This is a genomic window from Streptomyces sp. NPDC024698, assembly GCF_055559015.1.
Window position 1 is genome coordinate 590,522 of record NZ_JBVHLK010000002.1, and the last position, 26,433, is coordinate 616,954.

General features: G+C 70.9%; 22 protein-coding genes and 1 pseudogene. 9 read left to right on the top strand and 14 right to left on the bottom strand.

The annotated features are described in order from the left end of the window. Window positions 1-233 precede the first annotated feature (233 nt). From ACZ4AA_RS07030 to ACZ4AA_RS07045, 4 genes are all read right to left on the bottom strand, one after another. Window positions 234-1,358 carry a GuaB3 family IMP dehydrogenase-related protein gene (locus ACZ4AA_RS07030; RefSeq protein WP_467596686.1) on the bottom strand — a complete coding sequence of 375 codons (1,125 nt, stop codon included), beginning with the start codon at window positions 1,356-1,358 and terminating at the stop codon, window positions 234-236. Window positions 1,359-1,496: 138 nt separating this feature from the next. Then, on the bottom strand, window positions 1,497-3,005 hold the full coding sequence (gene guaB, locus ACZ4AA_RS07035; protein WP_467596689.1) for an IMP dehydrogenase: 1,509 nt from the start codon (window positions 3,003-3,005) through the stop codon (window positions 1,497-1,499). A gap of 457 nt (window positions 3,006-3,462) precedes the next feature. Further along, entirely contained in the window at window positions 3,463-4,038 is a 576-nt protein-coding gene (locus ACZ4AA_RS07040; RefSeq protein ID WP_467596693.1) for a sigma-70 family RNA polymerase sigma factor, read from the bottom strand. A gap of 432 nt (window positions 4,039-4,470) precedes the next feature. Next, window positions 4,471-5,082 carry a response regulator transcription factor gene (locus ACZ4AA_RS07045; protein ID WP_003948568.1) on the bottom strand — a complete coding sequence of 204 codons (612 nt, stop codon included), beginning with the start codon at window positions 5,080-5,082 and terminating at the stop codon, window positions 4,471-4,473. Window positions 5,083-5,471: 389 nt separating this feature from the next. Between ACZ4AA_RS07045 and ACZ4AA_RS07050 the strand changes: the two genes are divergently transcribed. Further along, window positions 5,472-5,801, top strand: coding sequence for a WhiB family transcriptional regulator (locus ACZ4AA_RS07050; RefSeq protein ID WP_037626848.1), 330 nt, complete (start codon window positions 5,472-5,474; stop codon window positions 5,799-5,801). 166 nt (window positions 5,802-5,967) lie between these two features. Here ACZ4AA_RS07050 and ACZ4AA_RS07055 read toward each other — a convergent pair whose 3' ends face one another. After that, window positions 5,968-6,864: a LysR family transcriptional regulator gene (locus ACZ4AA_RS07055; RefSeq protein WP_467596696.1), complete on the bottom strand. Its 897-nt coding sequence runs from the start codon at window positions 6,862-6,864 to the stop codon at window positions 5,968-5,970. Between the two features lie 79 nt (window positions 6,865-6,943). On the opposite strand from ACZ4AA_RS07055, the gene ACZ4AA_RS07060 reads away from it, so the two are divergent. The 3 genes and pseudogenes from ACZ4AA_RS07060 to ACZ4AA_RS07070 form a co-directional block, all read left to right on the top strand. After that, window positions 6,944-7,612: an MOSC domain-containing protein gene (locus tag ACZ4AA_RS07060; RefSeq protein WP_467596700.1), complete on the top strand. Its 669-nt coding sequence runs from the start codon at window positions 6,944-6,946 to the stop codon at window positions 7,610-7,612. Between the two features lie 142 nt (window positions 7,613-7,754). Then, window positions 7,755-8,528 (top strand): SDR family NAD(P)-dependent oxidoreductase, encoded by a 774-nt coding sequence (locus ACZ4AA_RS07065; RefSeq protein WP_467596703.1) that lies wholly within the window; start codon window positions 7,755-7,757, stop codon window positions 8,526-8,528. 114 nt (window positions 8,529-8,642) lie between these two features. Further along, window positions 8,643-8,936, top strand: a pseudogene (locus ACZ4AA_RS07070) (ester cyclase); the annotation flags it as partial. A gap of 225 nt (window positions 8,937-9,161) precedes the next feature. Here the strand turns inward: ACZ4AA_RS07070 and groL are convergent. The 4 genes from groL to ACZ4AA_RS07090 form a co-directional block, all read right to left on the bottom strand. Beyond that, window positions 9,162-10,787, bottom strand: coding sequence for a chaperonin GroEL (gene groL / locus ACZ4AA_RS07075; RefSeq protein ID WP_467596707.1), 1,626 nt, complete (start codon window positions 10,785-10,787; stop codon window positions 9,162-9,164). Between the two features lie 151 nt (window positions 10,788-10,938). Continuing rightward, on the bottom strand, window positions 10,939-11,247 hold the full coding sequence (groES, locus tag ACZ4AA_RS07080; protein WP_266761820.1) for a co-chaperone GroES: 309 nt from the start codon (window positions 11,245-11,247) through the stop codon (window positions 10,939-10,941). Window positions 11,248-11,720: 473 nt separating this feature from the next. Next, complete coding sequence (locus ACZ4AA_RS07085; RefSeq protein ID WP_467596714.1) at window positions 11,721-12,473, bottom strand: polysaccharide deacetylase family protein; 753 nt, start codon at window positions 12,471-12,473, stop codon at window positions 11,721-11,723. A gap of 14 nt (window positions 12,474-12,487) precedes the next feature. Beyond that, a complete protein-coding gene (locus tag ACZ4AA_RS07090; RefSeq protein ID WP_467596717.1) occupies window positions 12,488-13,447 on the bottom strand; it encodes a polysaccharide deacetylase family protein in 960 nt (319 codons plus the stop codon). Window positions 13,448-13,537: 90 nt separating this feature from the next. On the opposite strand from ACZ4AA_RS07090, the gene ACZ4AA_RS07095 reads away from it, so the two are divergent. After that, window positions 13,538-14,731 carry a THUMP-like domain-containing protein gene (locus tag ACZ4AA_RS07095; protein ID WP_467596720.1) on the top strand — a complete coding sequence of 398 codons (1,194 nt, stop codon included), beginning with the start codon at window positions 13,538-13,540 and terminating at the stop codon, window positions 14,729-14,731. Between the two features lie 60 nt (window positions 14,732-14,791). Here ACZ4AA_RS07095 and ACZ4AA_RS07100 read toward each other — a convergent pair whose 3' ends face one another. The 5 genes from ACZ4AA_RS07100 to ACZ4AA_RS07120 all read right to left on the bottom strand — a co-directional run bounded on the left by ACZ4AA_RS07100 (window position 14,792) and on the right by ACZ4AA_RS07120 (window position 20,801). Then, complete coding sequence (locus ACZ4AA_RS07100) at window positions 14,792-16,069, bottom strand: RNA polymerase sigma factor (protein ID WP_467596723.1); 1,278 nt, start codon at window positions 16,067-16,069, stop codon at window positions 14,792-14,794. A gap of 44 nt (window positions 16,070-16,113) precedes the next feature. Next, complete coding sequence (locus tag ACZ4AA_RS07105; protein WP_339130971.1) at window positions 16,114-16,470, bottom strand: YciI family protein; 357 nt, start codon at window positions 16,468-16,470, stop codon at window positions 16,114-16,116. Window positions 16,471-16,775: 305 nt separating this feature from the next. Next, on the bottom strand, window positions 16,776-17,837 hold the full coding sequence (locus ACZ4AA_RS07110) for an LCP family protein (RefSeq protein ID WP_467596727.1): 1,062 nt from the start codon (window positions 17,835-17,837) through the stop codon (window positions 16,776-16,778). Window positions 17,838-17,920: 83 nt separating this feature from the next. After that, window positions 17,921-19,303: a glycoside hydrolase family 10 protein gene (locus tag ACZ4AA_RS07115; protein WP_467596730.1), complete on the bottom strand. Its 1,383-nt coding sequence runs from the start codon at window positions 19,301-19,303 to the stop codon at window positions 17,921-17,923. Between the two features lie 469 nt (window positions 19,304-19,772). Further along, window positions 19,773-20,801: a LacI family DNA-binding transcriptional regulator gene (locus ACZ4AA_RS07120; protein WP_467596733.1), complete on the bottom strand. Its 1,029-nt coding sequence runs from the start codon at window positions 20,799-20,801 to the stop codon at window positions 19,773-19,775. Window positions 20,802-20,938: 137 nt separating this feature from the next. Between ACZ4AA_RS07120 and ACZ4AA_RS07125 the strand changes: the two genes are divergently transcribed. From ACZ4AA_RS07125 to ACZ4AA_RS07140, 4 genes are read left to right on the top strand one after another with little or no spacing between them, the layout of a single operon-like run. Next, window positions 20,939-22,246: an ABC transporter substrate-binding protein gene (locus tag ACZ4AA_RS07125; RefSeq protein ID WP_467596737.1), complete on the top strand. Its 1,308-nt coding sequence runs from the start codon at window positions 20,939-20,941 to the stop codon at window positions 22,244-22,246. Continuing rightward, window positions 22,243-23,157 carry a carbohydrate ABC transporter permease gene (locus ACZ4AA_RS07130; RefSeq protein WP_467596740.1) on the top strand — a complete coding sequence of 305 codons (915 nt, stop codon included), beginning with the start codon at window positions 22,243-22,245 and terminating at the stop codon, window positions 23,155-23,157. The genes ACZ4AA_RS07125 and ACZ4AA_RS07130 overlap by 4 nt, the downstream gene beginning before the upstream one ends. A 4-nt stretch (window positions 23,158-23,161) precedes the next feature. Then, window positions 23,162-24,061 carry a carbohydrate ABC transporter permease gene (locus tag ACZ4AA_RS07135; RefSeq protein WP_467596743.1) on the top strand — a complete coding sequence of 300 codons (900 nt, stop codon included), beginning with the start codon at window positions 23,162-23,164 and terminating at the stop codon, window positions 24,059-24,061. Between the two features lie 50 nt (window positions 24,062-24,111). Next, window positions 24,112-26,418 carry a beta-xylosidase/alpha-l-arabinosidase gene (locus tag ACZ4AA_RS07140; RefSeq protein WP_467596746.1) on the top strand — a complete coding sequence of 769 codons (2,307 nt, stop codon included), beginning with the start codon at window positions 24,112-24,114 and terminating at the stop codon, window positions 26,416-26,418. The last annotated feature ends 15 nt before the right edge of the window (window positions 26,419-26,433 follow it).

Sequence of the window (26,433 nt, forward strand, 5' to 3'; positions counted from 1 at the left end):
TCGCAAAACTGTTCCCCTCGTTTCGCTACCGGTCGGTAGCTTCAGGGGACGCTATCCCAGCCGCCAGGGACTCCCGGGCGGGTCGGGCCCGATTTGATCAACATCTGAGCCTTGCCCCCGCGAGGGACCCGGACACCGCACGCGCAGGTCCGGGCCGCTCGCGAGCGGCCCGGACCTGGAGACGACATCGCCGAACCCGGCTTCGGGTGGTCAGCGCTTGTGCTGCGCGGTGGTCAGCGCTTGTGCTGCGCGTCCGCGACCGTCACCTCGACGCGCTGGAACTCCTTGAGCTCGCTGTAGCCCGTGGTCGCCATGGCGCGGCGCAGGGCGCCGAAGATGTTCATCGAGCCGTCCGGGATGTGCGACGGACCGGTGAGGATCTCCTCGATGGTGCCGACGGTGCCGAGGTCGACCTTCTTGCCGCGCGGCAGCTCCTCGTTCACCGCCTCCATGCCCCAGTGGTGGCCGCGGCCGGGCGCGTCGGTGGCGCGCGCGAGCGGGGAACCCATCATCACGGAGTCGGCGCCGCAGGCGATCGCCTTGGGGAGGTCGCCCGACCAGCCGACACCGCCGTCGGCGATGACGTGCACGTACCGGCCGCCGGACTCGTCCATGTAGTCGCGGCGGGCCGCGGCGACGTCCGCGACGGCGGTCGCCATCGGGACCTGGATGCCCAGCACGTTGCGCGTGGTGTGCGCGGCACCGCCGCCGAATCCGACCAGCACACCGGCCGCGCCGGTGCGCATCAGGTGCAGGGCCGCGGTGTACGTGGCGCAGCCGCCGACGATCACCGGGACGTCGAGCTCGTAGATGAACTGCTTCAGGTTCAGCGGTTCGGCGGCACCCGAGACGTGCTCGGCCGACACCGTCGTACCGCGGATGACGAAGATGTCCACGCCCGCGTCGACGACGGCCTTGGAGAACTGCGCCGTGCGCTGCGGGGAGAGGGCGGCGGCGGTGACGACCCCGGAGTCGCGCACCTCCTTGATGCGCTGCCCGATCAGCTCCTCCTTGATGGGAGCCGCGTAGATCTCCTGGAGCCGGCGGGTCGCGCGCTCCGCGTCCAGCCCGGCGATCTCGTCGAGCAGCGGCTGCGGGTCGTCGTACCGCGTCCAGAGGCCTTCCAGGTTCAGGACGCCGAGGCCCCCCAGCTCGCCGATACGGATCGCGGTGGCCGGGGAGACGACCGAGTCCATGGGGGCGGCCAGGAAGGGCAGCTCGAAGCGGTACGCGTCGATCTGCCAGGCGATCGAGACCTCCTTCGGGTCCCGCGTACGGCGGCTCGGGACGACGGCGATGTCGTCGAAGGCGTACGCCCGGCGGCCGCGCTTGCCGCGCCCGATCTCGATCTCAGTCACGTTGTGGCCTTTCCCTCTTCGCTTCTGCGCCTCCCAGTATCCCCGACGCCCACGACAAGGGCGGCCCCGCAACCTCCGGGACCGCCCTCGTGGCGGGCCTCCACGCGCGCGTGTGAGGCCTCTTCAGGTGTACGGGGACTACTTGAGACGGCTGTAGTTCGGCGCCTCGACCGTCATCTGGATGTCGTGCGGGTGGCTCTCCTTGAGGCCCGCCGAGGTGATACGGACGAACCGGCCGTGCTCCTGGAGCTCGGGCACGGTGCGGCCGCCGACGTAGAACATCGACTGGCGCAGACCGCCGACCAGCTGGTGGACGACCGCGGAGAGCGGGCCGCGGTAGGGCACCTGGCCCTCGATGCCCTCGGGGACGAGCTTCTCGTCGGAGGCGACGCCCTCCTGGAAGTAGCGGTCCTTGGAGAAGGAGCGCTGCTCGCCACGGGACTGCATGGCACCCAGGGAGCCCATGCCGCGGTACGACTTGAACTGCTTGCCGTTGATGAACAGCAGCTCGCCCGGGGACTCCTCGCAGCCCGCGAGCAGCGAGCCGAGCATCACCGTGTCGGCGCCCGCGACCAGGGCCTTGGCGATGTCGCCCGAGTACTGGAGGCCGCCGTCGCCGATGACCGGGACACCGGCCGCCTTGGCGGCGAGCGACGCCTCGTAGATGGCGGTGACCTGCGGGACGCCGATGCCGGCGACGACGCGGGTGGTGCAGATGGAACCGGGGCCGACACCGACCTTGATGCCGTCGACGCCCGCGTCGATCAGGGCCTGGGCGCCGTCACGGGTGGCGATGTTGCCGCCGATGACGTCGACGCCCGAGGAGTTCGACTTGATCTTGGCGACCATGTCGCCGACCAGCCGGGAGTGGCCGTGCGCGGTGTCGACGACGATGAAGTCGACGCCCGCCTCGATCAGGGCCTGGGCGCGCTCGAAGGCGTCACCCGCGACACCGACGGCCGCGCCGACCAGCAGACGTCCCTCGGAGTCCTTGGCGGCGTTCGGGTACTTCTCGGCCTTGACGAAGTCCTTGACCGTGATGAGGCCCTTGAGGACGCCCGACTCGTCGACCAGCGGAAGCTTCTCGATCTTGTGACGGCGCAGCAGCTGCATCGCGTCGTGGCCCGAGATGCCGACCTTGCCGGTGACCAGCGGCATCGGCGTCATGACGTCGCGTACCTGCTGCGAGCGGTCGGTCTCGAAGGCCATGTCGCGGTTGGTGACGATGCCGAGCAGCTTGCCGCCGCCGTCGGTGACCGGCACACCGGAGATCCGGAACTTGGCGCAGATCGCGTCGGCCTCGACGAGCGTGGCGTCCGGGCGCACGGTGATCGGGTCGGTGACCATGCCGGACTCGGAGCGCTTCACCAGGTCGACCTGGTTGGCCTGGTCCTCGATGGACAGATTGCGGTGCAGAACACCGACGCCGCCCTGACGGGCCATCGCGATCGCCATGCGCGACTCGGTGACCTTGTCCATGGCGGCGGAGAGCAGCGGGATGTTGACCCGGACGTTCTTCGAGATGTGCGAGGCGGTGTCGATCTGGTCGGGCGCCATGTCCGACGAGCCCGGCAGCAGCAGCACGTCGTCGTAGGTCAGCCCGAGTGTCGCGAATTTGGCGGGCACTCCGTCGACGTTGGCAGTCATGACACCTTCCCCAAATGGCCTTGATCGGTGCGGATGTCCATGCTAACGGGAAGCATGGCTCTCTCATTCCACGGTTGCGGGTGGGCTTCGGCTTCGTATGTTCGTACGGGATGGCGGCCCTCCCCGTTCAGTCCGTGCCCGCGGGGGCGTCGCGGGCCTGGTCCGGGCGCCCGCGACGGCGGACGGGGACGCCGGCCGGGCGGCCCGCGCCCGCGATCGCCCGCGGCACGGCACGCCCGGACGGTGAGGTCCGACGCCGCCGGAGTACGTCAGCTTTTGCCTGCAATTTGCGGAGGGGAAGGTCCCCGCGGTCCCGGCACACGGCGACGCCCCCTCACCGGAGTGACAGGCATCACCGGAAAGAGTGGCGCCGGGAACACCGCGGCCGGCTCGGCGGGACCCGCTCGACGGGACGGACGCGACGGGACCCGCTCGACGTGACCGCCTCAGCGCGCGGTCACTGCTCCGCGAGGGCCCGCAGCCGGCTCAGCGCACGGTGCTGGGCCACCCGGACGGCACCCGGAGACATGCCCAGCATCTGGCCCGTCTCCTCAGCCGTGAGACCCACTGCGATCCGCAGAAGGAGCAGTTCACGCTGGTTCTCGGGCAGGTTGGCCATGAGCTTCTTGGCCCATTCGGCGTCGCTGCTGAGGAGCGCGCGCTCCTCCGGACCCAGGGAGTCGTCGGGCCGCTCCGGCATCTCGTCCGACGGAAGGACCGTGGACCCCGGATGACGCATCGCGGCACGCTGGAGGTCGGCGACCTTGTGCGCGGCGATCGCGAAGACAAACGCCTCGAAGGGACGCCCGGTGTCCTTGTAGCGCGGCAGCGCGAGGAGCACCGCGACACAGACCTCCTGCGCCAGGTCCTCCACGAAGTGCCGCGCGTCCCCCGGGAGCCGGGACAGACGGGCGCGGCAGTAGCGCAGCGCGAGCGGGTGTACGTGGGCGAGCAGGTCGTGCGTGGCCTGTTCGTCACCGTCGACCGCGCGAAGGACGAGCGCACCGATCCCCGTCGTCTCGTCTTCACGCATCGGTCCATGGTGCCTCGGCGTCGTCCTGTCCGTGGCACCGCGTCCATAGTTGTGCACCGAAGCGTTATGAGCAGGTGCGCCGGAACTCATCTCCTGCGCCCTCCCCTCCCGCTCGACCGACTTGTCCCCAAGGAACTCCACACCTCAAGGATGCGGCATCCGCCGGGAAACGGGGATCGGACACCGAAGAGGCTCTCCGTGAGGCCCCGGCCCCGCCCGCCGTCCGGCGGGCAGGGACTGCCTCGGTCATACCCGCGACACCGCTCGCCCAAGGGCTGCCCCACGGCTCCCGGCGGGCGCGCGACGACCGCCGGGGCGCCTCGCGGCGGTCCCGGATCACCCGGGAACGCCTCGTACGGGGCCGCCCCGCATCCGCGCGATGCGCCGTGTCCGGCGCCGCGCGCTGATCCACACGGGATCACGGGACACCTCTCAGCGAACCAGGCCCCAGCGGAATCCGAGCGCGACCGCGTGCGCCCGGTCCGAGGCGCCGAGCTTCTTGAAGAGCCGCCGGGCGTGGGTCTTGACCGTGTCCTCGGAGAGGAACAGCTCACGGCCGATCTCCGCGTTCGAGCGTCCGTGGCTCATTCCCTCGAGCACCTGGATCTCCCGCGCGGTGAGCGTGGGCGCGGCGCCCATCTCCGCCGAACGCAGTCTGCGCGGCGCGAGCCGCCAGGTCGGGTCGGCGAGCGCCTGGGTCACGGTGGCGCGCAGTTCGGCCCGCGAGGCGTCCTTGTGCAGATAGCCGCGGGCGCCGGCGGCGACGGCGAGCGCCACGCCGTCCAGGTCCTCGGCGACGGTGAGCATGATGATGCGCGCACCGGGGTCGGCGGACAGCAGCCGCCTGACCGTCTCCACGCCGCCCAGTCCGGGCATACGTACGTCCATCAGAATCAAATCCGAACGGTCGGCTCCCCAGCGGCGGAGGACTTCCTCGCCGTTGGCCGCCGTCGTCACGCGCTCGACGCCGGGCACGGTCGCGACCGCGCGGCGGAGCGCCTCTCGGGCAAGCGGGGAGTCGTCGCAGACGAGGACGGATGTCATGACCGTCCTCCGCAGCTGATGCGCGTCACCTTGAGCCTCCAGGCTGTTACGAATCGTCACCTGTGCGGTCGACACTCGCAGGCGGATATGACCGCCTACCCGAGCGCTTGTTCCTTCAACCGCCTCAGCCATCTCAACGATGGTCACTCGAAAGAGTTACGGGGCAGTCGGCCGTCATCGGCACTGTACGTGAGGGCGCGGACACGGTGCAGACATGCGCGCCGACCCTCAACGTTTCATCACAACCCATGCCCCATTTAGCCTGTTTTCTTCCCATTTGCTGGTGTCTGAGGCTAGATTCGCAATGAGTCATATTTTCATCTCCTTAGATCGTAGATGTACGGTCGGTGGGCACAGAGCAGCCCAGAACGGCAACAAGGGGACATGCAATGGCAGATTTCTCTCGCCTTCCCGGTCCGAACGCGGACCTCTGGGACTGGCAGCTCCTCGCGGCCTGCCGAGGGGTCGACAGCTCGCTCTTCTTCCACCCGGAGGGCGAGCGTGGTGCGGCACGGAGCGCTCGTGAGAACTCGGCCAAAGAGGTCTGCATGAGATGCCCGGTGCGCGCGGAGTGCGCGGCACACGCGCTGGCGGTGCGCGAACCGTACGGCGTTTGGGGCGGACTGACCGAGGACGAGCGCGAAGAACTCATGGGCCGGGCACGCAACCGACTGGTCTCGGCGGCGGCCACAGGAAACACTTCCGCCTCGAACAACTGAAGGAACGTTTCTGCCAACTGGGTGAGTACCGGCCCGTGCGTGAAGGTCCGCGCATGCGGCCATGAGTGAAGGCCGTGCGTGACGGCGCCTGCGGGACGCCTCCGCGAGAGGGTCCGTGCCGTGCCGGCCGGTGCGGGCCGGTCCGGGTCCGTCGTGGGCCGGGGTCCTAGCGGGCCGCCGCCCGTGCCAGCCGGTCCAGTGTCGCGGCCACCGCCGGGACCTCCGCGAGGTCCGGGAGGGTGAGGGCCACGATCTCGCGGCGCACGGCGGGCTCCACCGTCACGGTCCGCGCCCCCTTCGGGCGTACGGACTCGATCGCGAGCTCCGGCAGGACGGCGACGCCTAGTCCCGCGCCCACGAGCCCGACCACGGCCGGATAGTCGTCGGTGGCGAAGTCGATGCGGGGCTCGAACCCGGCACCGCGGCAGACCTCGACGAGCTGGCCGCGGCAGCGCGGGCAGCCGGCGATCCACGACTCACCGGCGAACTCGCCGATCGCGACGGACCGCGAGCGCGCGAGCGGATGCCCCTCGGGAACCAGGCCGACCAGACGGTCCATCAGCAGGGGCCGTACGACGAGGTCGTCCCATTCCTCCACGCCCGGAGCACCCTCGTAGCGGAACGCGAGCGCGATGTCGCAGTCACCGGCGCGGAGCTTCTCGACGGACTCGGGCGGTTCGGCCTCCTCCAGGGAGACACGGGTGCCCGGGTGGGCGGCGCGCAGCGCCGCCAGGGCCGTGGGGACCAGGGTGGAACTGCCACTGGGGAAGGAGACGAGACGGACGCGGCCCGCGCGGAGCCCGGCGATCGCGGCGACCTCCTCCTCCGCCGCGGTGAGCCCCGACAGGATGGTCGCCGCGTGCTTGACCAGGGCTTCACCCGCCTGGGTGAGGCGCATCTCGCGCCCGGTCCTGACCAGCAGCGGGGTGCCCACGGACGACTCCAGGGCCTTCATCTGCTGGCTCACGGCGGGCTGGGTGCAGCCCAGCTCGCGCCCCGCCGCCGAGAAGGACCCGGTGGTGGCGACGGCGCGCAGGACACGGAGATGTCGGGCCTCGATCACCCTTCGAGCATAAGCGCATCTTGGGTGGGGCGCCGAATATCACGTCGACGCTTTGGGGTGGATCGCCTAGCGTGGTCGCATGCAGCTTCTGTCGTTGAACCTGGGCCGGGCGCAGGCCGTCGCCTACACGGACCAGTCCGAGGGCGTGACCGGTATCGACAAGCGTCCGGTCGACGGGCCGGTCCGTGTGACGGCGCCGGGGCCCAAGGGGACCGGAGGGAGCGGGCTCGCCGGGGACGCGGTCTGCCATCTGCGGCATCACGGCGGTGACGACCAGGCGGTGTACGCGGTCGCGCGCGAGGACCTGGACGACTGGGAGCGCGAGCTCGGCCGGGCCCTGCCGAACGGCGTGTTCGGCGAGAACCTCACGACGCTGGGGCTCGACGTGTCCGGTGCGCTGATCGGCGAACGCTGGCGGATAGGTTCCGGCGTCGTCCTGGAGGTCACGAGCGGGCGGATCCCCTGCCGCACCTTCCAGGAGCACCTCGGTGAGAAGGGCTGGGTCAGACGGTTCACGGGCCGGGGTGCGCCGGGCGCGTACCTACGGGTGATCGAGTCCGGCGACATCCGCTCCGGGGACCCCGTCGAGATCGTGCACCGGCCGGACCACGACGTCACCGTGGCGCTCCAGTTCCGCGCCGCGACGACCGAACGGAAGCTGCTGCCGCGGCTGTTGGCCGCGGGCGAGGCGCTGCACCCGGAATCGCGGGCGGCGGCTCGGGAATACGTGGCGAAGTACGGCGGGTGACGGCGTCCCGAGCCGCGCCCCCGGGCGAGGTCGCCGGCGCGTCCGGGCTCGTGGAGGCCGGGCGCGAGGGACGCGGGGAACGGGGCCGGGCAGTCGACGGCACGCGGCGGCGCGGGCCCCGGCCGGTCACTACCCTGACGCCATGACAACGGCTCTGATTACGGGATCGACCGCGGGGATCGGTGCCGCGTTCGCGCGGCGGCTGGCGGCGGACGGGCACGACCTCGTGCTGGTGGCGCGGGACACGAAGCGGCTGCGGGAACAGGCGACCGAGCTGCACGACCGGCACGGCGTCGAGGCCGAGGTGCTCACCGCGGACCTGGCGACGGACGAGGGCATCGAGGAGGTCGCCGCCCGTCTTTCCGACCGCAGGAACCCGGTCGACCTGCTGGTCAACAACGCCGGCTTCGGCAACAAGGGCCGCTATCTGGACGTGTCGATGGCGGACGAGCTGAAGATGCTCAAGGTGCACTGCGAGGCGGTGCTCCGGCTGACGTCGGCGGCGGCCGAGGCGATGCGGGAGCGCGGCCGGGGCGGTGTCGTCAACGTGGCGTCGGTGGCCGCGTTCGTGCCGCGCGGCACCTACGGGGCGTCGAAGGCGTGGGTCGTGCAGTTCACGCAGGGCGCGGCGAAGGATCTCGCGGGCAGCGGGGTGCGGCTGATGGCGCTGGCCCCGGGCTTCGTGCGCACCGAGTTCCACGAACGGGCGGGCATGGGCACGGACAACATCCCGAACTGGATGTGGCTCGACGCCGACAAGCTGGTCGCGGCGGCGCTGGCCGATCTGGCGCGCGGAAGAACCCTGTCCGTCCCGGATCCGCGCTACAAGGTGCTGATGGGCGTGGTGAAGGTGACCCCGCGTGCGCTGCTGGGCGGGATCTCCTCGAAGACCGGGCGCAAGTACGGGCCGCAGTGAAGCGGGGCCGCGGGGGCGGCGGGCGGTTCGCGATGATCGCGCGGTGGGTGGTGTCGCCCCTCCGGTGGGAGGATTGGGGGTGATGCGACCGGACCGAGAGCCGGAGGCGGCGCCATGACTTTCGTACAGCTGATCGACTGCAAGACCAGTCGGTTCGACGAGATGAACCAGCTGATGGACACCTGGGTCGAGAAGACTCAGGGGAAACGGACGGCGACGCACAGCGTCATCGGCAAGGACCGCTCAGACACGAACCACTTCGTGGAGATCGTGGAGTTCCCCTCGTACGAAGAGGCCATGCGGAACTCGAAGATGCCGGAGACCGAGCGGATCTTCCAGGAGATGGTGGCGCTCTGCGACGAGATGCCGACCTTCACGGACCTGGACGTGGTCCGCGACGACCGGCTCTGAAAAGACGACCGGCACCGCGAAGCCGCACCGCGAAGGCGACCGGCGCCGCGAAGGCGACCACGTCCGTGAGAGGACGGCCGGCTCCGGGAAGCGGAAGCCGGCCGGCCCCGAAGTGCGCGGGTGAGCCGGGCAGAACGTACGAGGTCCCCGCTCCTGTCGGAACGGGGACCTCGTCACGCCGTCACACCCGGCCGGGCGCGGCGGCGCTCATGACGTCGGGCGTCAGTGGGAGTGCCCGTGGCCGCCGTGACCGGCGTCGCCCTCGTCCTCGGCCGGCTTCTCGACGACCAGGGTCTCGGTCGTCAGGAGCAGCGAGGCGATGGAGGCGGCGTTCTCCAGGGCGGAACGGGTGACCTTGACCGGGTCGATGACGCCGGCCTTGACCAGGTCGCCGTACTCGCCGGTGGCGGCGTTGAAGCCCTGGCCCTTGTCGAGCTCGGCGACCTTCGAGGTGATGACGTAGCCCTCGAGGCCCGAGTTCTCGGCGATCCAGCGCAGCGGCTCGACGGCGGCGCGGCGCACGACCGCGACACCCGTGGCCTCGTCGCCGGTCTTGCCGAGGTTGCCCTCCAGGACCTTGACGGCGTGGACGAGCGCGGAGCCACCACCGGAGACGATGCCCTCCTCGACCGCGGCGCGGGTCGCGGAGATGGCGTCCTCCAGACGGTGCTTCTTCTCCTTGAGCTCCACCTCGGTGGCGGCGCCGACCTTGATCACGCACACGCCGCCGGCCAGCTTCGCGAGGCGCTCCTGGAGCTTCTCGCGGTCCCAGTCGGAGTCGGTGTTCTCGATCTCGGCCTTGATCTGGTTGACGCGGCCGACGACCTCGTCGCTGCTGCCGGCACCGTCGACGATGGTGGTGTCGTCCTTGGTGACGGTCACGCGGCGGGCGCTGCCGAGCACGTCCAGGCCGATCTGGTCGAGCTTGAGGCCGACCTCCTCGGCGATGACCTGACCACCGGTGAGGGTGGCGATGTCACCGAGCATGGCCTTGCGGCGGTCACCGAAGCCGGGGGCCTTCACGGCGACCGCGTTGAACGTGCCGCGGATCTTGTTCACGACCAGGGTCGACAGGGCCTCGCCCTCGACGTCCTCGGCGATGATCAGCAGCGGCTTGGAGGCGTTCGCCTGGATGACCTTCTCCAGCAGCGGCAGCAGGTCCTGGATGGAGCTGATCTTGCCCTGGTGGATGAGGATGTACGGGTCGTCGAGGACGGCCTCCATACGCTCCTGGTCGGACACCATGTACGGGGAGAGGTAGCCCTTGTCGAAGGCCATGCCCTCGGTGAAGTCGAGCTCCAGGCCGAAGGTGTTGGACTCCTCGACGGTGATGACACCGTCCTTGCCGACCTTGTCCATCGCCTCGGCGATGAGCTCGCCGACCTGGCTGTCCTGGGCGGAGAGCCCGGCCACGGCGGCGATGTCGGACTTGTCCTCGATCGGGCGGGCCGTCGCGAGGAGCTCCTCGGAGACAGCCTTGACCGCGGCGTCGATGCCCTTCTTCAGGAGGGCGGGCGACGCGCCGGCGGCGACGTTGCGCAGGCCCTCGCGCACGAGCGCCTGGGCGAGCACGGTGGCGGTGGTCGTACCGTCACCCGCGATGTCGTTGGTCTTGGTCGCCACCTCCTTCACGAGCTGCGCGCCGAGGTTCTCGAACGGGTCCTCGACCTCGACCTCACGGGCGATGGTCACACCGTCGTTGGTGATGGTGGGAGCGCCGAACTTCTTGTCGATGACGACGTTGCGGCCCTTGGGGCCGATCGTCACCTTCACCGTGTCGGCAAGCTTGTTGACGCCGCGCTCAAGGGCGCGACGGGCGTCTTCGTCGAACTTCAGGATCTTCGCCATGGAAGCGGTTCAGCCCTCTCGGAAAATGTGGAGAACGAACCGCGCCCCCGGCGCCCGGCTGGAATGATCGCGGGTGCCAGGGGCGCAGTTCACTGCAATGCTTGGTGCGGGGTTGTCCGGGGACGAACCCCGCACTCCCTTACCAGGTGAATTACTTCTCGATGATCGCGAGCACGTCGCGAGCCGAGAGGACGAGGTACTCCTCGCCGTTGTACTTCACCTCGGTGCCGCCGTACTTGCTGTAGAGGACGATGTCGCCGACGGCGACGTCGAGCTCGACACGCTTGCCGTCCTCGATGCGGCCCGGGCCCACGGCCAGGACGACGCCCTCCTGGGGCTTCTCCTTGGCGGTGTCCGGGATGACCAGGCCGGAAGCCGTGGTCTGCTCGGCGTCGAGCGGCTGGACCACAATGCGGTCCTCGAGCGGCTTGATGGCAACCTTGGAGCTGGTGGTCGTCACGATCCGACCTCCCCCTTCGGAGATCTCACGGGGTTAACTGTCTGAGGTGGCGACCAGGTCGATCCGTCGTCGCGGGTGCCGGACCTGCCCGTCGCTGTTGGCACTCTCCAGGGGGGAGTGCCAGGCCTGACACTATGACTGTGATTAGCACTCGGTCAAGCGGAGTGCCAAAGACGTCGGCGTGGCGTGGGCGGGAAGGTGCCGGATCACGCCGAATGGGCGTCTCCGGGCAGGCCCTTCACCGGCTCCCGAACAAGACCCTTCCCCCTCTCGCCGACAGGCCGCCGCACCGCTCCTCCGGTGGGCCCCCTAAGGGCTGTCCCGTAATGCCCGGTGGATCAGCGCGCGGCGTCAGATGCGGTGCATCGCAAGGCGGAGGGTCGTCCTCATACTGGGCGTATTCGGGCGATCCGACAACGCAGCGAGGTGCCGTAGCTGTCGTCGTGCGCCCGCCGGGGATTACGGGACAGCCCTTAGAGGTAGTTCTCCAGCCGCGCCAAGGTGAAGCCCTCGCGCTGGATCCGCCGGATCAGCCGGAGGGTGGCGTCCGTGAGCCCGGGTTCGCCGGGGCCGGAGAGGATGTCGCCGGGCCTGAGCCGGTGCGCGTCGGCCGTTCTGCCGAGGACGATCGCGGCGACCCCACAGTCGGCGGCGGCGCGCAGGGTGGTGTCGTCGTATCTGCCGTACGGGGGCCGCAGCAGCCGGGGCCGTACACCGAAACGCCGCGTGAGCTTGTCCTGCTGTCCGCAGATCTCGGCGCGCTGGCCGGCGTAGGGCAGACCGGCCAGGACGGCGTGGTCGAGGGTGTGGTTCTGGACGCTCGCGCCGACCGCGCGCAGCCGCGCGAAGTGCCCGTACCCGGGCCCGGCGACCCGGTCCGTGAGGAACATGCTGACCGGCAGGCGCAGTTCGCGGACCATGTCGGCGAACCGCGGATCGCGTTCGGCCCCGTCGTCGTACGTCAGGAAGACCACCTTGTCGCGGGTGCGGACCTGGTTCACGACGGGGGGCAGTCCGGTGTCCGCGGTGCGCGCGGTGGTCCGGACGGACACCTCGGGCGCCGGGGCGAGCGGAGTGGCCAGCCCCCAGCGGCGGTACGCCGACTGCGTCGGGTGCACCCGCTGGGCGGCCTTCTTCCCCAGCCGTTCGATGGGGTCGACGGACTGCGCGCAGCCGCCGAGCAGCGCCGCCACGAGCAGCCCGGCGACCGGGACCCGCACCCTCACCGGCACCCGCACCTTCACAGGTAGTCCTCCAGGCGCGCGACCGCGTAGCCCTTGGCCGTGACGGTCTTCAGGAAGCGGCGGACCATGTCGGGCATGGTGCCGTTCCACTCCCCGCGGCCCTGGAAGTGGGTGAGGACGATGTCGCCGGGGTGCAGGTCCTGGTCCTCCTCGCGGTACTCCCAGTGGTCGACGAAGACCTCCTCGTTCCAGATGGGCGCGTACCTGATCCCGCAGGACTTCGCGGCGCGCAGGGTGTCCTGGTCGTAGTTGCCGTACGGCGGGCGGAAGACGGTCGGGCGCCTGCCGAACTCCTTCTCCATCACGTCCTGCATGCCGCAGATCTCGTGCTTCTGCCGCTCGTAGGAGAGTCCGGGCAGATAGGGGTGGTGCAGGGTGTGGTTGTTGAGGGTGATGCCGCGGTCGCGCATCTCGCGGAAGTACCCGTATTCGTCCTTGACGAGGAAGTCGCTGAGGAACGCGGTGTACGGGATCTTCAGATCGCTCATCATCCGCAGGAACGCGGGGTCCTTCTCGGAGCCGTCGTCGACGGTGAGGAAGACGACCTTGTCCTTGGTGGGGACGGTCGTGAAGACCGGCGGCAGCCCCAGTTCCTTCTGGTCGTCGACCTCGAAGCCCTTGCGTGCCCCGATGCGCGGCTTCCTGGCGGGCGACGCGGGGGGTGTCAGCGGCACCCGGGCCAGTCCCCAGCGTCTCGCGACCGCGGCGCGCCGCGCCTGGGCCTGGCGCAGGCGGGCGGCGTACGCGGCGAGGGCGCCGGCGGGGCCCGCGGGAAGTCCGGCCCGCGGGGCGTGGGCACGGGCGCGGACCGCTTGGGCGCCACCGGCCGCGGGGACGGAGGCCGAGCCGGCCCCGGCGCAGCCGGAGGCGAGCAGGACGAGGGCGAGCACGCCGACTCCCCAGCGCGCACCAGCCCCGTTTGCGCCGGTTTTATCATTTTGTCGTACGGGTCGCATGGAGCCGGATCCTCCCAGCTCAGCGCCCCGCGAGGGCCCCGACACCGCCACCGCGGGCACACCGTCCACCGACTGGCCCACAATGGCCGGGTGAACGACGTCTCCTTCGCCCCCCTCCTCACCGCCGAGGGCCGCGCCCTGCTCGACGAGGTCCGCGCCACCGAACCGGCACAGGAACTGGCCGTCGCCACCCGGCTGCGCCGCGAGCACCCCGCCGAACTGGTCTCGGCGGCCCTCGGACAGGCCCGGCTGCGGCAGCGGGCGGTGGCGAAGTTCGGCGCCGAGGACGCCGCGCGGATGTTCTTCACCCCGAACGGGGTCGAGCAGTCGACCCGCACGAGCGTGGCCGCGTACCGCGCCGAGCGGCTGCGCGCGCTGGGGGTCCGCTCCGTGGCCGACCTGTGCTGCGGCATCGGGGGCGACGCGATCGCGCTGGCCCGCGCCGGAATCCGCGTCCTGGCCGTCGACCGCGACCCGCTGACGGCCGCCGCCGCCCGCGCCAACGCCGACGCGCTGGGGCTCACGGATCTGATCGAGGTGCGCGAGACGGATGTGACGCAGGTGGACACCGCGTCGTACGACGCGGTCTTCGTGGACCCCGCGCGCCGGGGCGGCCGGGGCCGGATCTTCGACCCGGAGGCGTACTCGCCGCCGCTGTCCTGGGCGGTCGGGGCCGCCCTCAAGGTTCCGCTCGCCGCGCTGAAGGTCGCCCCCGGCATCCCGCACGAGGCGGTCCCCGCCGCGGCGGAGGCCGAGTGGATCTCGGACGGCGGGGACGTGAAGGAGGCGGTGCTCTGGTTCGGCACGGAACCGGGCCTGGTGCGCGCCACCCTGCTGCCGGGCCCGCGCGAACTGCGCGGCCGCGGCCTGCCGGATCCGGCGGTCAGGCCGGTCGGACGCTATCTGTACGAGCCGGACGGCGCCGTCATCCGCGCGCACCTGGTCGCCGAGGTGGCCGAGGACCTGGACGGCGGACTCGTCGACGAGACGATCGCCTACGTCACCGCGGACGAGCTGCGCCCGACGACGTACGCCACCGCGTACGAGATCACCGATCGACTCCCCTTCAACCTGAAGAGGCTGAAGGCGCTGCTGCGGGAGCGGGAGGTCGGCGTCCTGACCGTGAAGAAGCGCGGGTCGGCCGTCGAGCCGGAGGAACTGCGACGCAAGGTGAAGCCGCGGGGACCGCACTCCGCGACGGTGTTCCTGACCCGGGTGGCGGGCGCCCCGACCATGCTGGTGGGAGCACCCGCGACACCGTCCACCGGCGGCGGACCGTCGTGAGCGGTGCCGGGTCCGGCTCCAGGCCGTCGTCGTACGGGTCGTGCCCGAACGGGCGGGGCGTCAACCGCAGGCGCGGGCCCGGGCGATCAGCAGCTCGCGTTCGCGCTCGTTGCGCGCGAGCGAGGCCGCGCGCTCGAACTCCGCCCGCGCTTCCGCCGTCCTCCCCAGCCGGGCCAGCAGGTCCCCCCGGACACTGGGCAGCAGGTGGTAGTCGCGGAGCGCGGGTTCACCGGCGAGGCCGTCGACGATGACGAGCGCGGGCTCCGGGCCCTCGGCCATCGAGACGGCCACGGCACGGTTCAGCTCGACCACCGGGGACGGGGAGCGGACCGCCAGCAGGCCGTACAGGGCGGCGATCCGACGCCAGTCGGTGTCCTCGTAGGTGAAGGCCTGCGCGTGACAGGCGGCGATGGCTGCCTGGAGGACGTACGGTCCCGGGCTTCCGGTGGCGACGGCGTCGGCGCGACTCAGCGCGGTGTAGCCGCGGCGGATCAGCATCCGGTTCCAGCGGCGCCGCTGCTGGTCCTTGAGCAGGACGGGTTCGCCGCCGGGCCCGGTGCGGGCGACGGACCGGGACTCCTGGAGTTCCAGCAGGGCGGCGAGAGCGTGCACCTCGCTCTCCTTGGGCATCAGTTCGGCGAGCACCCGGGCCAGCCGCAGCGCGTCCTCGCACAGCGCGGGGCGCAGCAGGTCGTCGCCGGCCGTCGCCGCGTACCCCTCGTTGAAGACGAGGTAGATGACCTCGAGGACGGACCCGAGCCGGGCCTCGCGCTCGGGTCCGTAGGGGACCTCGAAGGCGACCCCCTTCGCGGCCAGCGTCCGCTTGGCTCGCACGATGCGCTGGGCGACCGTCGCCTCCGGGACGAGGTAGGCGCGGGCGATCTCGGACGTGGTCAGACCCCCGAGGAGCCGCAGCGTGAGAGCGATGCGGGCCTCGGCGGACAGGACGGGGTGGCAGGCGGTGAAGACCAGGCGGAGCAGGTCGTCGTCGATGTCGTCCGGGTCGGAGGGTTCGTCGAGGTGGTGCGGCGCGGACAGCGAGAGGTCACGCCCGACCTCCCATAGCTTGCGCGCGTAGCGCTCCCGGCGGCGTACGAGGTCGATCGCGCGGTGCTTGGCCGTGGCCGTCAGCCAGGCGCCGGGGTTGTCCGGGACACCGTCGCGCGGCCACTGCTCGAGCGCCGCGACCAGGGCGTCCTGGGCGAGTTCCTCGGCGATGCCGACGTCGCGGACGATCCGGGCCACGCCCGCGATGATGCGGGGGGACTCGATACGGAAGATGGTCTCGACGGCGGTGTCGACGCCGCCGTCGGGTGCCGGTGCGGGCTGCTGTTCCACAACCCACCATGAGACACCCACGGCGGCGTCCGGCCAAGGAGCGGTCAGCCCCCGGCGATCTCCCGCACCTCGCAGGTGACCGTCCAGTGCTCCTCGTGCACCTTCAGGAACCGCTTGGTCCACTCCACGGCCTCGGCCATGTCCTTGCACTGCATGATCGCGTAACCGCCGACGACCTCCTTGGACTCGGTGAAGGGCCCGTCGGTGACGGACAGCTCGCCGCCCGAGTAGTGGACGCGCTTGCCCTGCGCGCTGGGCGTCAGACCCTCGGTCTCCAGCATGACGCCGGCCTTGGTGATCTCCTCGATGAGCTCGCCCATCCGCTGCATCAGCTCGGGGCTGGGGCCTTCGGCGGGCGCGGTGCGCTCGTCGATCTGGACGAGGGAGAGGTAGCGGGGCATGGTGACTCCTCGTGTCTGGGGTGCCTGTGGTGTCTTCGGCGCCTCGGAGGCGGGGCTTCTTCCCGCCTCTCACCCGTGCGTCGATCGGGAGACACCTGTTTCGACACCGTCCCCGGATTTCTTCGAGAACTTTCCCCGGACGGGGCCGGACGGACGCGAACAGGTCCGGACGGGTCGGTCCGCGAAGTCCTTGAGCTTCCGCGTGTCCGGCGTGAACCCGACCGGCTCGGGCCTCTCGATCACGGCTCCGGTCGTCATGTGCCTGCTTCCGGTCCCGAAGCTCAAGTCCCGCAGGCCGCTTTCCTTCATTTGAGCGAGTTCCAAAGGTCGCTCGCCTCCGGCTCGTTCGCGATCACGCGGTTGTGGTCCGAGGGCGCCGTCACCACCGGCATCATCACCGTCTTGACCTCGTCGGAGGACAGGGACTTCAGGCTCTGGCCGAGCTTCGTCAGTTCGCCGAGCGAGTCCAGTCCCGTGTCCGTGGTCAGGCTGCCGGTCACCGCGTTCGCCACGCCGTAGAGCTTGGCCGGGTCGGAGAGCAGGTCGGCCGAGGAGATCTGCCGCAGCAGGGCTTTCACCAGCGTCTGCTGGAGTCCTATGCGGCCCAGGTCACTGCCGTCGCCTATGCCGTGCCGGGTGCGGGCCAGGGCCAGGGCCCGCTTGCCGTTCAGATGGTGGGTGCCCGCCGTGAGGTGCAGATGGCTCTTGTCGTCGTCGATGTCCTGGGCGGTGGTGACGGTGACCCCGCCGAGGGCGTTCACCAGCTTCGCGAAGCCCGAGAAGTCGATCTCGATGTAGTGGTCCATCCGGACGTTCGTGATCGACTCGACCGTCTTGACGGCGCACACCGGCCCGCCCAGCGCGTAGGCACTGTTGAACATCGCGTCGTACGCCACCGCCGTCGAGCCCCCGGACGGCAGCGGGCAGGAGGGACGGGTGACCAGCGTGTCCCGGGGGATGCTGACGACCGTGGCGCCGGTGCGCCCCGCGTCGATGTGCACGACCATCGCCGTGTCGGAGCGCGCGCCGGAGCTGTCTCCCCCGCCGAGCTTCGCGTTCGCCTTGCCGCTGCGCGAGTCGGAGCCGAGGACCAGGATGTTGAGGGCGCCGCTGGGCAGCGGGGACGCGGAGGCCGGGGCGGACGCCCGGGGCGAGGGCGTCGCCACCGCCTTCACCGGCCGGTCGTCGCCGAGCGCGCTGTCGATGTCGACGCTTCGGATGTTGTGGTTCAGATGCCAGTACGCCCAGCCCGCGGTGCCGGCGCCCACCACCAGCAGTCCCGCCAGGGTGAGGCCGGCGGCCTTCAGCACGCGCGACCGCCGGCCCCGCCGTCCGCTCTCGTCGCCGTTCTCGTCATGTCCGATCACGGACAGGAACGTAAGTCCGCATTATTAGGGGACTGTTAGGGACGGTGACACGGGACGGCTTTCTTCGGAGAATCTCATTCTTCTCAGCCGAGCGTCACCGTGGGCGACGGATTGCTCCCGCTCCAGTCGGCGTTGAACCCGAACGTCACCGAACCGCCGTCCGGGATCGTCCCGTTGTAGGAGGCGTTGGCGCAGCTCACCGCCGCGCCGGTCTGGGTGCAGTTCGCGTTCCAGGCCTGGGTGATCCGCTGGCCAGCGCCGTACGTCCAGTTGACCTTCCACGAGGAGCGCGCCGCCCCGGAGCACGCGATGCGCACCTGCCCGGTGAACCCGGTGTTCCACTGGGTCTGGACGCTGTACACCGCCGTGCACGCGCCGGTGGGCGGCGGGGTCGTGGTCCCTCCGCCGAGCGAGGCCGCGATGGCGTCGTAGGCCGGTTTGGGCGCGTAGTTCTCGTCGTACGGGGTCGCCGCGCCGTAGCCCGAGAAGACGTCGGGGATCCAGGAGTCGGAGTCGGTGAAGCCCCAGACGGTCACGCCGTAGCAGCGGGTCACGGCGACGCAGGCGTCGAAGACCGCCCTGTAGTCGGCGGCCTGCTGCGCCAGCTTGGTGCTGTCGGAGGGGAGTTGCATCCGGATGTCCAGCTCCGTGACCGCGACGTCGACGCCGAGGTCGGCGAAGCGCTGGATGTTCTGCTGGAGGGTGCCGGGGACCTGGCCGACGATGAGGTGGGCCTGGAGGCCGACGCCGTCGATCGGGACACCGCGCGCCTTCAGGGACTTGACCAGGTTGTACAGGGCGGTGCTCTTGGCGTTGACGCCCTCGACGTTGTAGTCGTTGATGTAGAGCTTGGCGCTGGGGTCAGCGGCGTGTGCCCAGGTCAGCGCCTGGGCGATGTAGTCGGCGCCGAGGCCGTTGTACCAGAGGGTCGAGCGGTAGGTGCCGTCCTCGTTGAAGGGCTCGTTGACCACGTCCCAGGCGGCCAGCTTTCCCTTGTAGCGGGTGACTTCGGTGGTGATGTGGTCCTGGAGCAGACCGCTCAGCTCGGCGGTCGTCCAGGTGCCGTTGGCCAGCCAGCTCGGGTTCTGGCTGTGCCAGACCAGGGTGTGACCGCGCACCTGTTGGTTGTGGGCCTGCGCGAACGCGACGATCTGGTCGGCCTCGGACCAGTTGAAGCTGCCCCGGGTGGGCTCGACGGTGCCCCATTTCATCGCGTTGCCCGGCGTCAGCGAGTTGAACTGGGCCCCGGCGATGTCGCCGTACGTCCCGGTGAGCTTGGAGCCGGTGACGGCGGTGCCGATGACCTTGCCCTTGGCGGCGGCGAGGTCGCGCAGCGGGGCGCCGGCGGCGTGGGCCGTCGTACCGGCCGCGAGCAGGGCGGCCACGGTCGCGGCCCCGGCGAACAGGGCGGCGGCGCGGCGGCGTAAGGGACGGGTTTTGATGACACGGGTTCGGGAGGTTCTCATGGCGGGTGCCTCCGAAAGTTTCGGTCGTACAACCGATTGACTTCGCAGGAGTGTGGAGGGGGATGCCCCACCCGTCAATACGGCCTCCTGGCCCCACAGGACCGACCCGCCCCGGGTGACGAGCGACCCCACCCCCCGCTTTCGCCCCCTCCGCCCCTACCCGTCCCGTACCCGGGGGCGCCGCCCCCGGCCCCCCGCTCCTCAATCGCCGGAGGGGCTGGATTGGTCCCCGGAACCCGAAGGGCGGGCCACCCCTGGGGCTCCGCCCCGGACCCCGCTCCTCAAACGCCGGAGGGGCTGAAATCAGCCGGAATTCGGCGCGAGGGGACGTGCCGGTACATCGATGCCCGTCGCCACCGACGGTCACGCCTCACCCGACGGCGACGGGCTGATGCACCGGCACGGCCCCGACCCACCCACCGGACGGGAACCGCGAACGACACGGGCGAGCTACCGGAGGCACCCGGTCTCACGCCGGAGGCGCCCCCGTGCTGCTGCGCACGACCAGGCTCGTCGCCAGCTCCATCCGCGTCCCCGCCGACGGCCGTTCCTGGCGGCTCAGATCGAGCACCAGCTTCGCCGCCGCCTCGGCCATCTCGGTCAGCGGCTGCCGTACGGTCGTCAGCGGCGGCCCCACCCAGCGCGCCACCGGCAGATCGTCGAAGCCGACGACGCTCAGGTCCTCGGGAATGCGCAGCCCCAGCTCACGGGCCGCCTCGTAGAGACCGAGCGCCTGGAGGTCGTTGCCGGCGAAGACGGCCGTGGGCCGGTCGGGACGGCGCAGCAGGTCGAGGCCGATGCGGTAGCCGGCCTCGTGGTGGAAGTCCCCGGCGACGATGAGGGAGGGGTCGACAGGCAGCCCGGCCGTCTCCAGAGCCGCCCGGTAGCCGTCGACCCGGGCACGGCTGCACATCATCCGCGACGGTCCGCTGATGGCGCCGATCCGGGTGTGGCCGAGTTCGACGAGGTGGCGGGTGGCGGCGAGGCCGCCCTGCCAGTTGGTGGCGCCGATGGAGGGCACGTCGACGCCCGGGTCGCCGGCCGGGTCCATCACCACGAAGGGGATGGACCTGCTGGTCAGCAGGGCGCGCTGGGAGTCGTCGAGGCCCGACAGGACGAGGACGACGCCGTGCGGACGGCGGGCGGCGACCTGGTCGGCCCAGGTCCGGCCGGGGGTGAGCCGCCCCGCGGACTCGGAGAGGACCACGCTCAGCCCGGCCTCCCGGGCGACGTTCTCCACGCCCCGGATGACCTCCATCGCCCAGGCGCTCTCCAGCTCGTGGAAGACCAGGTCGATCAGCGGCGAGCGGGAAGCCTCGGCCCGGCGGCGCCGGTAGCCGTACGCGTGCAGCAGCTCCTCGACGCGGGAGCGGGTCGCGGGAGCTACGTCGGCGCGGCCGTTGAGCACCTTCGAAACAGTCGGAGCCGAGACACCGGCCTCCCGGGCGATCTCGGCCAGCGTCGCCGTCTGTGCTTCTGCGGACTTCCCAGGCTTCATGGCGGCGATCGTATCTCTGCGCGACCCCTTGACGGACCCACCGGATCGCCTTACGTTCCCGGAACATTCGAAAAATGACTCGAAACATTCGCGATGGATCATCGGCGATCCTTCGCGCTACCGAGAGGTGCCGTCCTATGGAGTCCCACAGCAGACGTTGGTTCCTCGGCGCGGGCACGGCCGCCCTGGCCTCGGTCGGCGGGCTCACCGCCTGCGGCTCCGGCAGCGGCCCGGGCTCCGACGGAACGCTCACCGCGTTCGTCTACGGCGACGACGCGGCGAAGATCCAGGTCAAGTCCGTCAATCGGTTCAACGCCTCGGCCGCCGCGAAGAAGGCCAAGGGCACGATCAAGCTCCAGAAGGTGCCCGCCACCGACTACCCGGCCAAGCTGCGCACGGCGATGGGCTCCCCCAACGCGCCCGACGTCTTCTTCAACTGGGGCGGCGGCTCCATCAAGGCCTACCGGGAAGCCGGCCAGCTGGTCGACCTGACCGACGTCATCGCGTCCGACCCGGTGCTCAAGTCCGGCTTCCTGCCGTCGGTGCTGGCGGCGGGCGGGCTGGACGGCAAGAACTACGGCGTGCCGATGCGCGGCATGCAGCCCGTGATCCTCTTCTACAACAAGACCGTCTTCGCGGAGCACAAGCTCCAGCCGCCCACCACCTGGGACCAGTTGCTGGACATCAACACCAGGCTGAAGAAGGCGAACGTCACCCCGTTCGCCCTGGGCGGCGCGGACATCTGGCCCGAACTGATGTGGCTGGAGTACCTGGTCGACCGGATCGGCGGCCCCCAGGTCTTCGAGAAGATCAAGAACGGTGACGCCTCCGCCTGGGGCGACCCGGCCGTCCTCAAGGCCGCCCAGACGGTCAAGCAGCTGATCGACGACGGCGCCTTCGGCAAGGGCTACAGCTCGGTCGGCTACGGCAACGGCGGCGCTCCCGCGGTCTTCGCCAAGGGCAAGGCCGCGATGCATCTGATGGGTTCGTGGGAGTACTCCACGCAGCTCGGCAAGTTCCCGGACTTCGCCGAGAAGAACCTGGGCTGGTGCGCCTTCCCGCAGATCGAGGGCGGTGCCGGCGACATCCGCAACGTGGTCGGCAACCCCACCAACTACTGGTCGGTGAACGCCCACACCTCCAACAAGGACGCGGCGATCGCCTTCCTGCGGGACTCCGCCTCCCTGGCGTACACCAAGGAACTCATCGCCAACGGCGACGTCCCGGCGACCTCGAACGCGGCGACCCTCCTGGACGCCTCGCCCAACCCGGAGTTCGCCAAGTTCCAGTACGAGATGGTGCAGAAGGCCCCGGCGTTCACGCTGAGCTGGGACCAGGCGGTCGACCCGAACGTGGCGACGCCGATGCTCACCGAGGTCAACAAGCTGTTCGTGGGGAAGTCCGCGCCGGAGCAGTTCGTGGCGGCGCTCAAGGAGCTGAAGTGAGCGTCACGCAGCTCAAGGGCGGCCCGCGCAGCGCCGCGGGCCGCCCCCGCTCCGCCCGGCGCAACAGGGCCGGCCGCCCCAGCGCGGCACTGGCCCTCCCCGGCGTCCTGTTCTTCGCGTTCTTCGCCCTCGCCCCGATGGTCCTGGCCTTCTATCTGTCGTTCACCCGCTGGAACGGCCTGGGCGACCCTCAGTTGGTCGGTCTGGCCAACTGGCGCAAGCTGCTGAGCGACGACCGGCTGACCCAGTCGCTGACGGTCACCGTCGCGCTGACCGTGGTGAGCTGGGTGTTCCAGACGGTGCTCTCGCTGCTGCTGGGCGTCTGGGCGGCGGGCAGGCAGCGCAACCGCGCGATCCTGTCGGCGATCTTCTTCGTGCCGTTCCTGCTGTCGTCGACGGCGATCTCGCTGCTGTTCTACGCGCTGCTGGACCCGAACTTCGGCATCATCCACCGGGACACCCTCGGCACGACCAGCGGCGCGTTCCTCGCGATCGTGTTCGTCGGCGGCTGGCAGTTCATCCCCTTCCACACCCTGATCTACCAGGGCGGGGCGCGGCAGATCCCCGAGGTGCTCTACCAGGCGGCGGCGATCGACGGGGCCGGACGTCTGCGGCAGTTCTTCTCGATCACGCTGCCGCAGCTGCGCAACACCGCGACGACGTCCGGTGTGCTGATGGTCGTCGGATCGCTGACGTACTTCGAGACGGTCCTGATCCTCACCCAGGGCGGTCCCGGCACCGACACGGCGATCCTGCCGTACCTGATGTACGAGGCGGGCTTCAAGAGCTACGACTTCGGCTACGCGAGCGCCGTCGCCTCCTTCCTGGTGCTCGCCGCGACCGCGTTGTCCCTGCTGATGGTGAAGCTGTCCGGCTTCGGCGCGATGCGCAGCACCCGGGAAGGGATGTGACGGCATGTCACACGACACACTGCCCCGCCCCGTGAGGACGGAGTCGACCCCGGCGGCCGAGCGGCCCGCGCGCCGCCGCAGGCACTGGTCCCGGCGCGCCAACCCGCTCGCCGGCGCCGGAGCGCTGATCTGGCTGGCGGTCGTGATCATCCCGATCTACGCGATGATCTCGGCCTCGCTCACCCACCAGGACGAGGCGCTGGGCCACAGCGCCCTGAAGCCGCCGTCCCGTCCGACCCTGGACAACTACAACACCGTCCTGCACAACGGCTTCGGCCATCTGCTGTGGAACACCGTGCTAGCGGCGGCCGGGGTCGTCCTGATCGTCCTGGTGCTGTGCGTCCCGCTGTCCTACGTGGCCGTGCGGACCCGCAGCGTCTGGTCGGGGGCCGCCTTCCGGCTGTTCCTCCTCGGTGTGGCGATCCCGGCGCAGGCCGTCGTGGTGCCGCTCTACCTGATGATCGCCAAGCTGAACCTCTACGACAGCCTGCTCGCGATCGTCCTGCCCACGGCCGCGTTCGCCATGCCGGTGTCGGTGCTGATCCTCACCGGCACACTGCGGGACATCTCGGAGGAGATGTACGAGGCGATGGCGCTGGACGGCGCGTCCACCACCCGGATGCTGTTCCAGCTCGTCATCCCGATGGCCAAGGGCGGCATCAGCACCGTCGTCATCTTCTCGGCGCTCCAGGCCTGGAACGGCTTCCTCTTCCCGCTGATCTTCACCCAGTCCGACGGGCCACGGGTGCTGACCCTCGGCCTCTTCGACTACGTGAGCGAGTTCGGCGTGAACATTCCCGCGATCCTCGCCTCGGTCGTCCTCTCCGGTGTCCCGATCTTCATCGTGTACCTGGTGGCCCGCCGCGCGCTGGTCGGCGGCCTCATGGGTGTGGGCGGCAAGTGAACGCGTACGACCAGGGGCGGTCGAATCCCCCCTTCCCCGACAGGAGTTCCATGACCACCGCTCCCTGGCGCGACCCCGCCCTGCCCGCCGCGCACCGCGTCGACGACCTGCTCTCCCGGATGACCCTGGAGGAGAAGACCGCCCAGCTGTACGGCGTATGGGTGGGCGCCGCCACGGACGGCGGCGGAGTCGCCCCGCTCCAGAGCGAGATGTCCTCCTCGTACGACTGGGACGAGCTGATCACCCGCGGGCTGGGCCAGCTCACCCGCTCCTTCGGCACCGCCCCCGTGGACCCGGCGCTGGGCGCGCAGGCCCTTGCCCGCGCCCAGCGCCGGATAGCCGAGGCGGGCCGCTTCGGCATCCCGGCGGTCGCCCACGAGGAGTGCCTGGCGGGCTTCACCGCCTGGCAGGCGACGGCGTACCCGGTCCCGCTGTCCTGGGGCGCCACCTTCGACCCGGCGCTCGTGGAGGAGCTGGGCCGGCGCATCGGCGACGACCTGCGCTCGGTCGGCGTCCACCAGGGCCTCGCCCCGGTCCTGGACGTCGTCCGCGACCTGCGCTGGGGCCGGGTGGAGGAGACGATCGGCGAGGACCCGTACCTGGTCGGCACCGTCGCCACCGCCTATGTGCGGGGCCTGGAGTCGGCCGGGATCGTGGCCACGCTCAAGCACTTCGCCGGGTACGCGGCCTCGGCCGGCGCCCGGAACCTGGCGCCGGTGCGTGCGGGGGTGCGCGAGCTCTCCGACATCACGCTGCCGCCGTTCGAGATGGCGCTGCGCGAGGGCGGGGCCCGTTCGGTGATGGCCGCCTACAACGACACGGACGGCGTCCCTGCCTCGGCCGACCCGTATCTGCTGACCGCACTGCTCCGCGACCAGTGGGGCTTCACCGGCACGGTGGTCTCGGACTACTTCGGTGTCGGCTTCCTCCAGAGCCTGCACCGGGTGGCCGGCAGCGAGGCCGAGGCGGCGCACAAGGCACTGGAGGCCGGCATCGACGTCGAGCTGCCCACCCTGAAGTGCTACGGCGAGCCGCTGGTGGACGCCGTCCGCGCGGGCACCGTCCCCGAGTCCCTGATCGACCGGGCGGCCCGCCGGGTGCTGCTCCAGAAGTGCGAACTGGGCCTGCTGGACGAGGACTGGCGGCCGGAGAGCGGCCACCCCGTCGACCTGGACTCCGCGGGCAACCGGGCGCTCGCCCGCAGGCTCGCCGAGGAGTCGGTGATCCTGCTGGACAACGTCGACGGCGTGCTGCCACTCGCCCCGGACACCCGGATCGCGGTGATCGGCCCGCGCGCGGACGACCCCCTGGCCATGCTCGGCTGCTACTCGTTCCCCTCGCACGTCCTCACGCACCACCCCGAGGTGCCGGCCGGCGTGGACATCCCGACCGTGCTCGACGCGCTGCGCGCCGAACTGCCGGACGCCAAGGTGACGTTCGCGCAGGGCTGCGGGGTCTCGGAGCCGGACCGGTCCGGATTCGAGGAGGCGGTGGCACGGGCCGCCGAAGCCGATGTGTGCGTGGCGGTGCTCGGCGACCGGGCCGGACTGTTCGGCCGGGGCACCTCGGGCGAGGGCTGCGACGTGGCCGACCTCGGACTGCCGGGTGTGCAGGGCGAGTTGCTGGACGCCCTGGTCGCCACGGGGGTGCCGGTGGTCCTGGTACTGCTCACCGGCCGCCCCTACGCGCTGGGCCGCTGGCAGGAGAGTCTCGGCGGCGTGGTCCAGGCGTTCTTCCCCGGCGAGGAGGGCGGGCCCGCGGTGGCGGGCGTGCTGTCCGGCCGGGTCGGCCCGTCGGGCAGGCTGCCGGTGAGCGTGCCGCGCGATCCGGGCGGCCAGCCGTGGACGTACCTCCAGCCGCCGCTGGGCCTGAAGGGCGAGGTCAGCAACCTGGACCCGACGCCGCTCTACCCGTTCGGCCACGGCCTCGCTTACACGTCGTTCGCCTGGGAGCCGGACGAGACGCCCGGGGCCGAGATCGCCACCGACGGTTCGTACGACGTGTCGGTGACCGTCCGCAACACCGGTGAGCGCGCGGGCGCCGAGGTCGTCCAGCTGTATCTGCACGACCCGGTGGCCTCGGTGACCCGCCCGGACGTGCGGCTGATCGGCTACCGGCGGCTGGAACTGGCACCGGGCGAGGCCCGCCGGGTGACCTTCCGCTTCCACGCGGACCTCTCGGCGTTCACCGACCGCACCGGCACCCGGATCGTCGAGCCCGGGGCCCTGGAACTGCGGCTCGCCGCCTCCAGCGCGGACACACGCCACACGGCCCGGCTGAACCTGACCGGTCCGGTACGGCGGTTGGGCACGGACCGGCGCATGCGCTGCGAGACCGAGGTCGCCCAGGTGTCCTGACCCGGCGGAGGGACC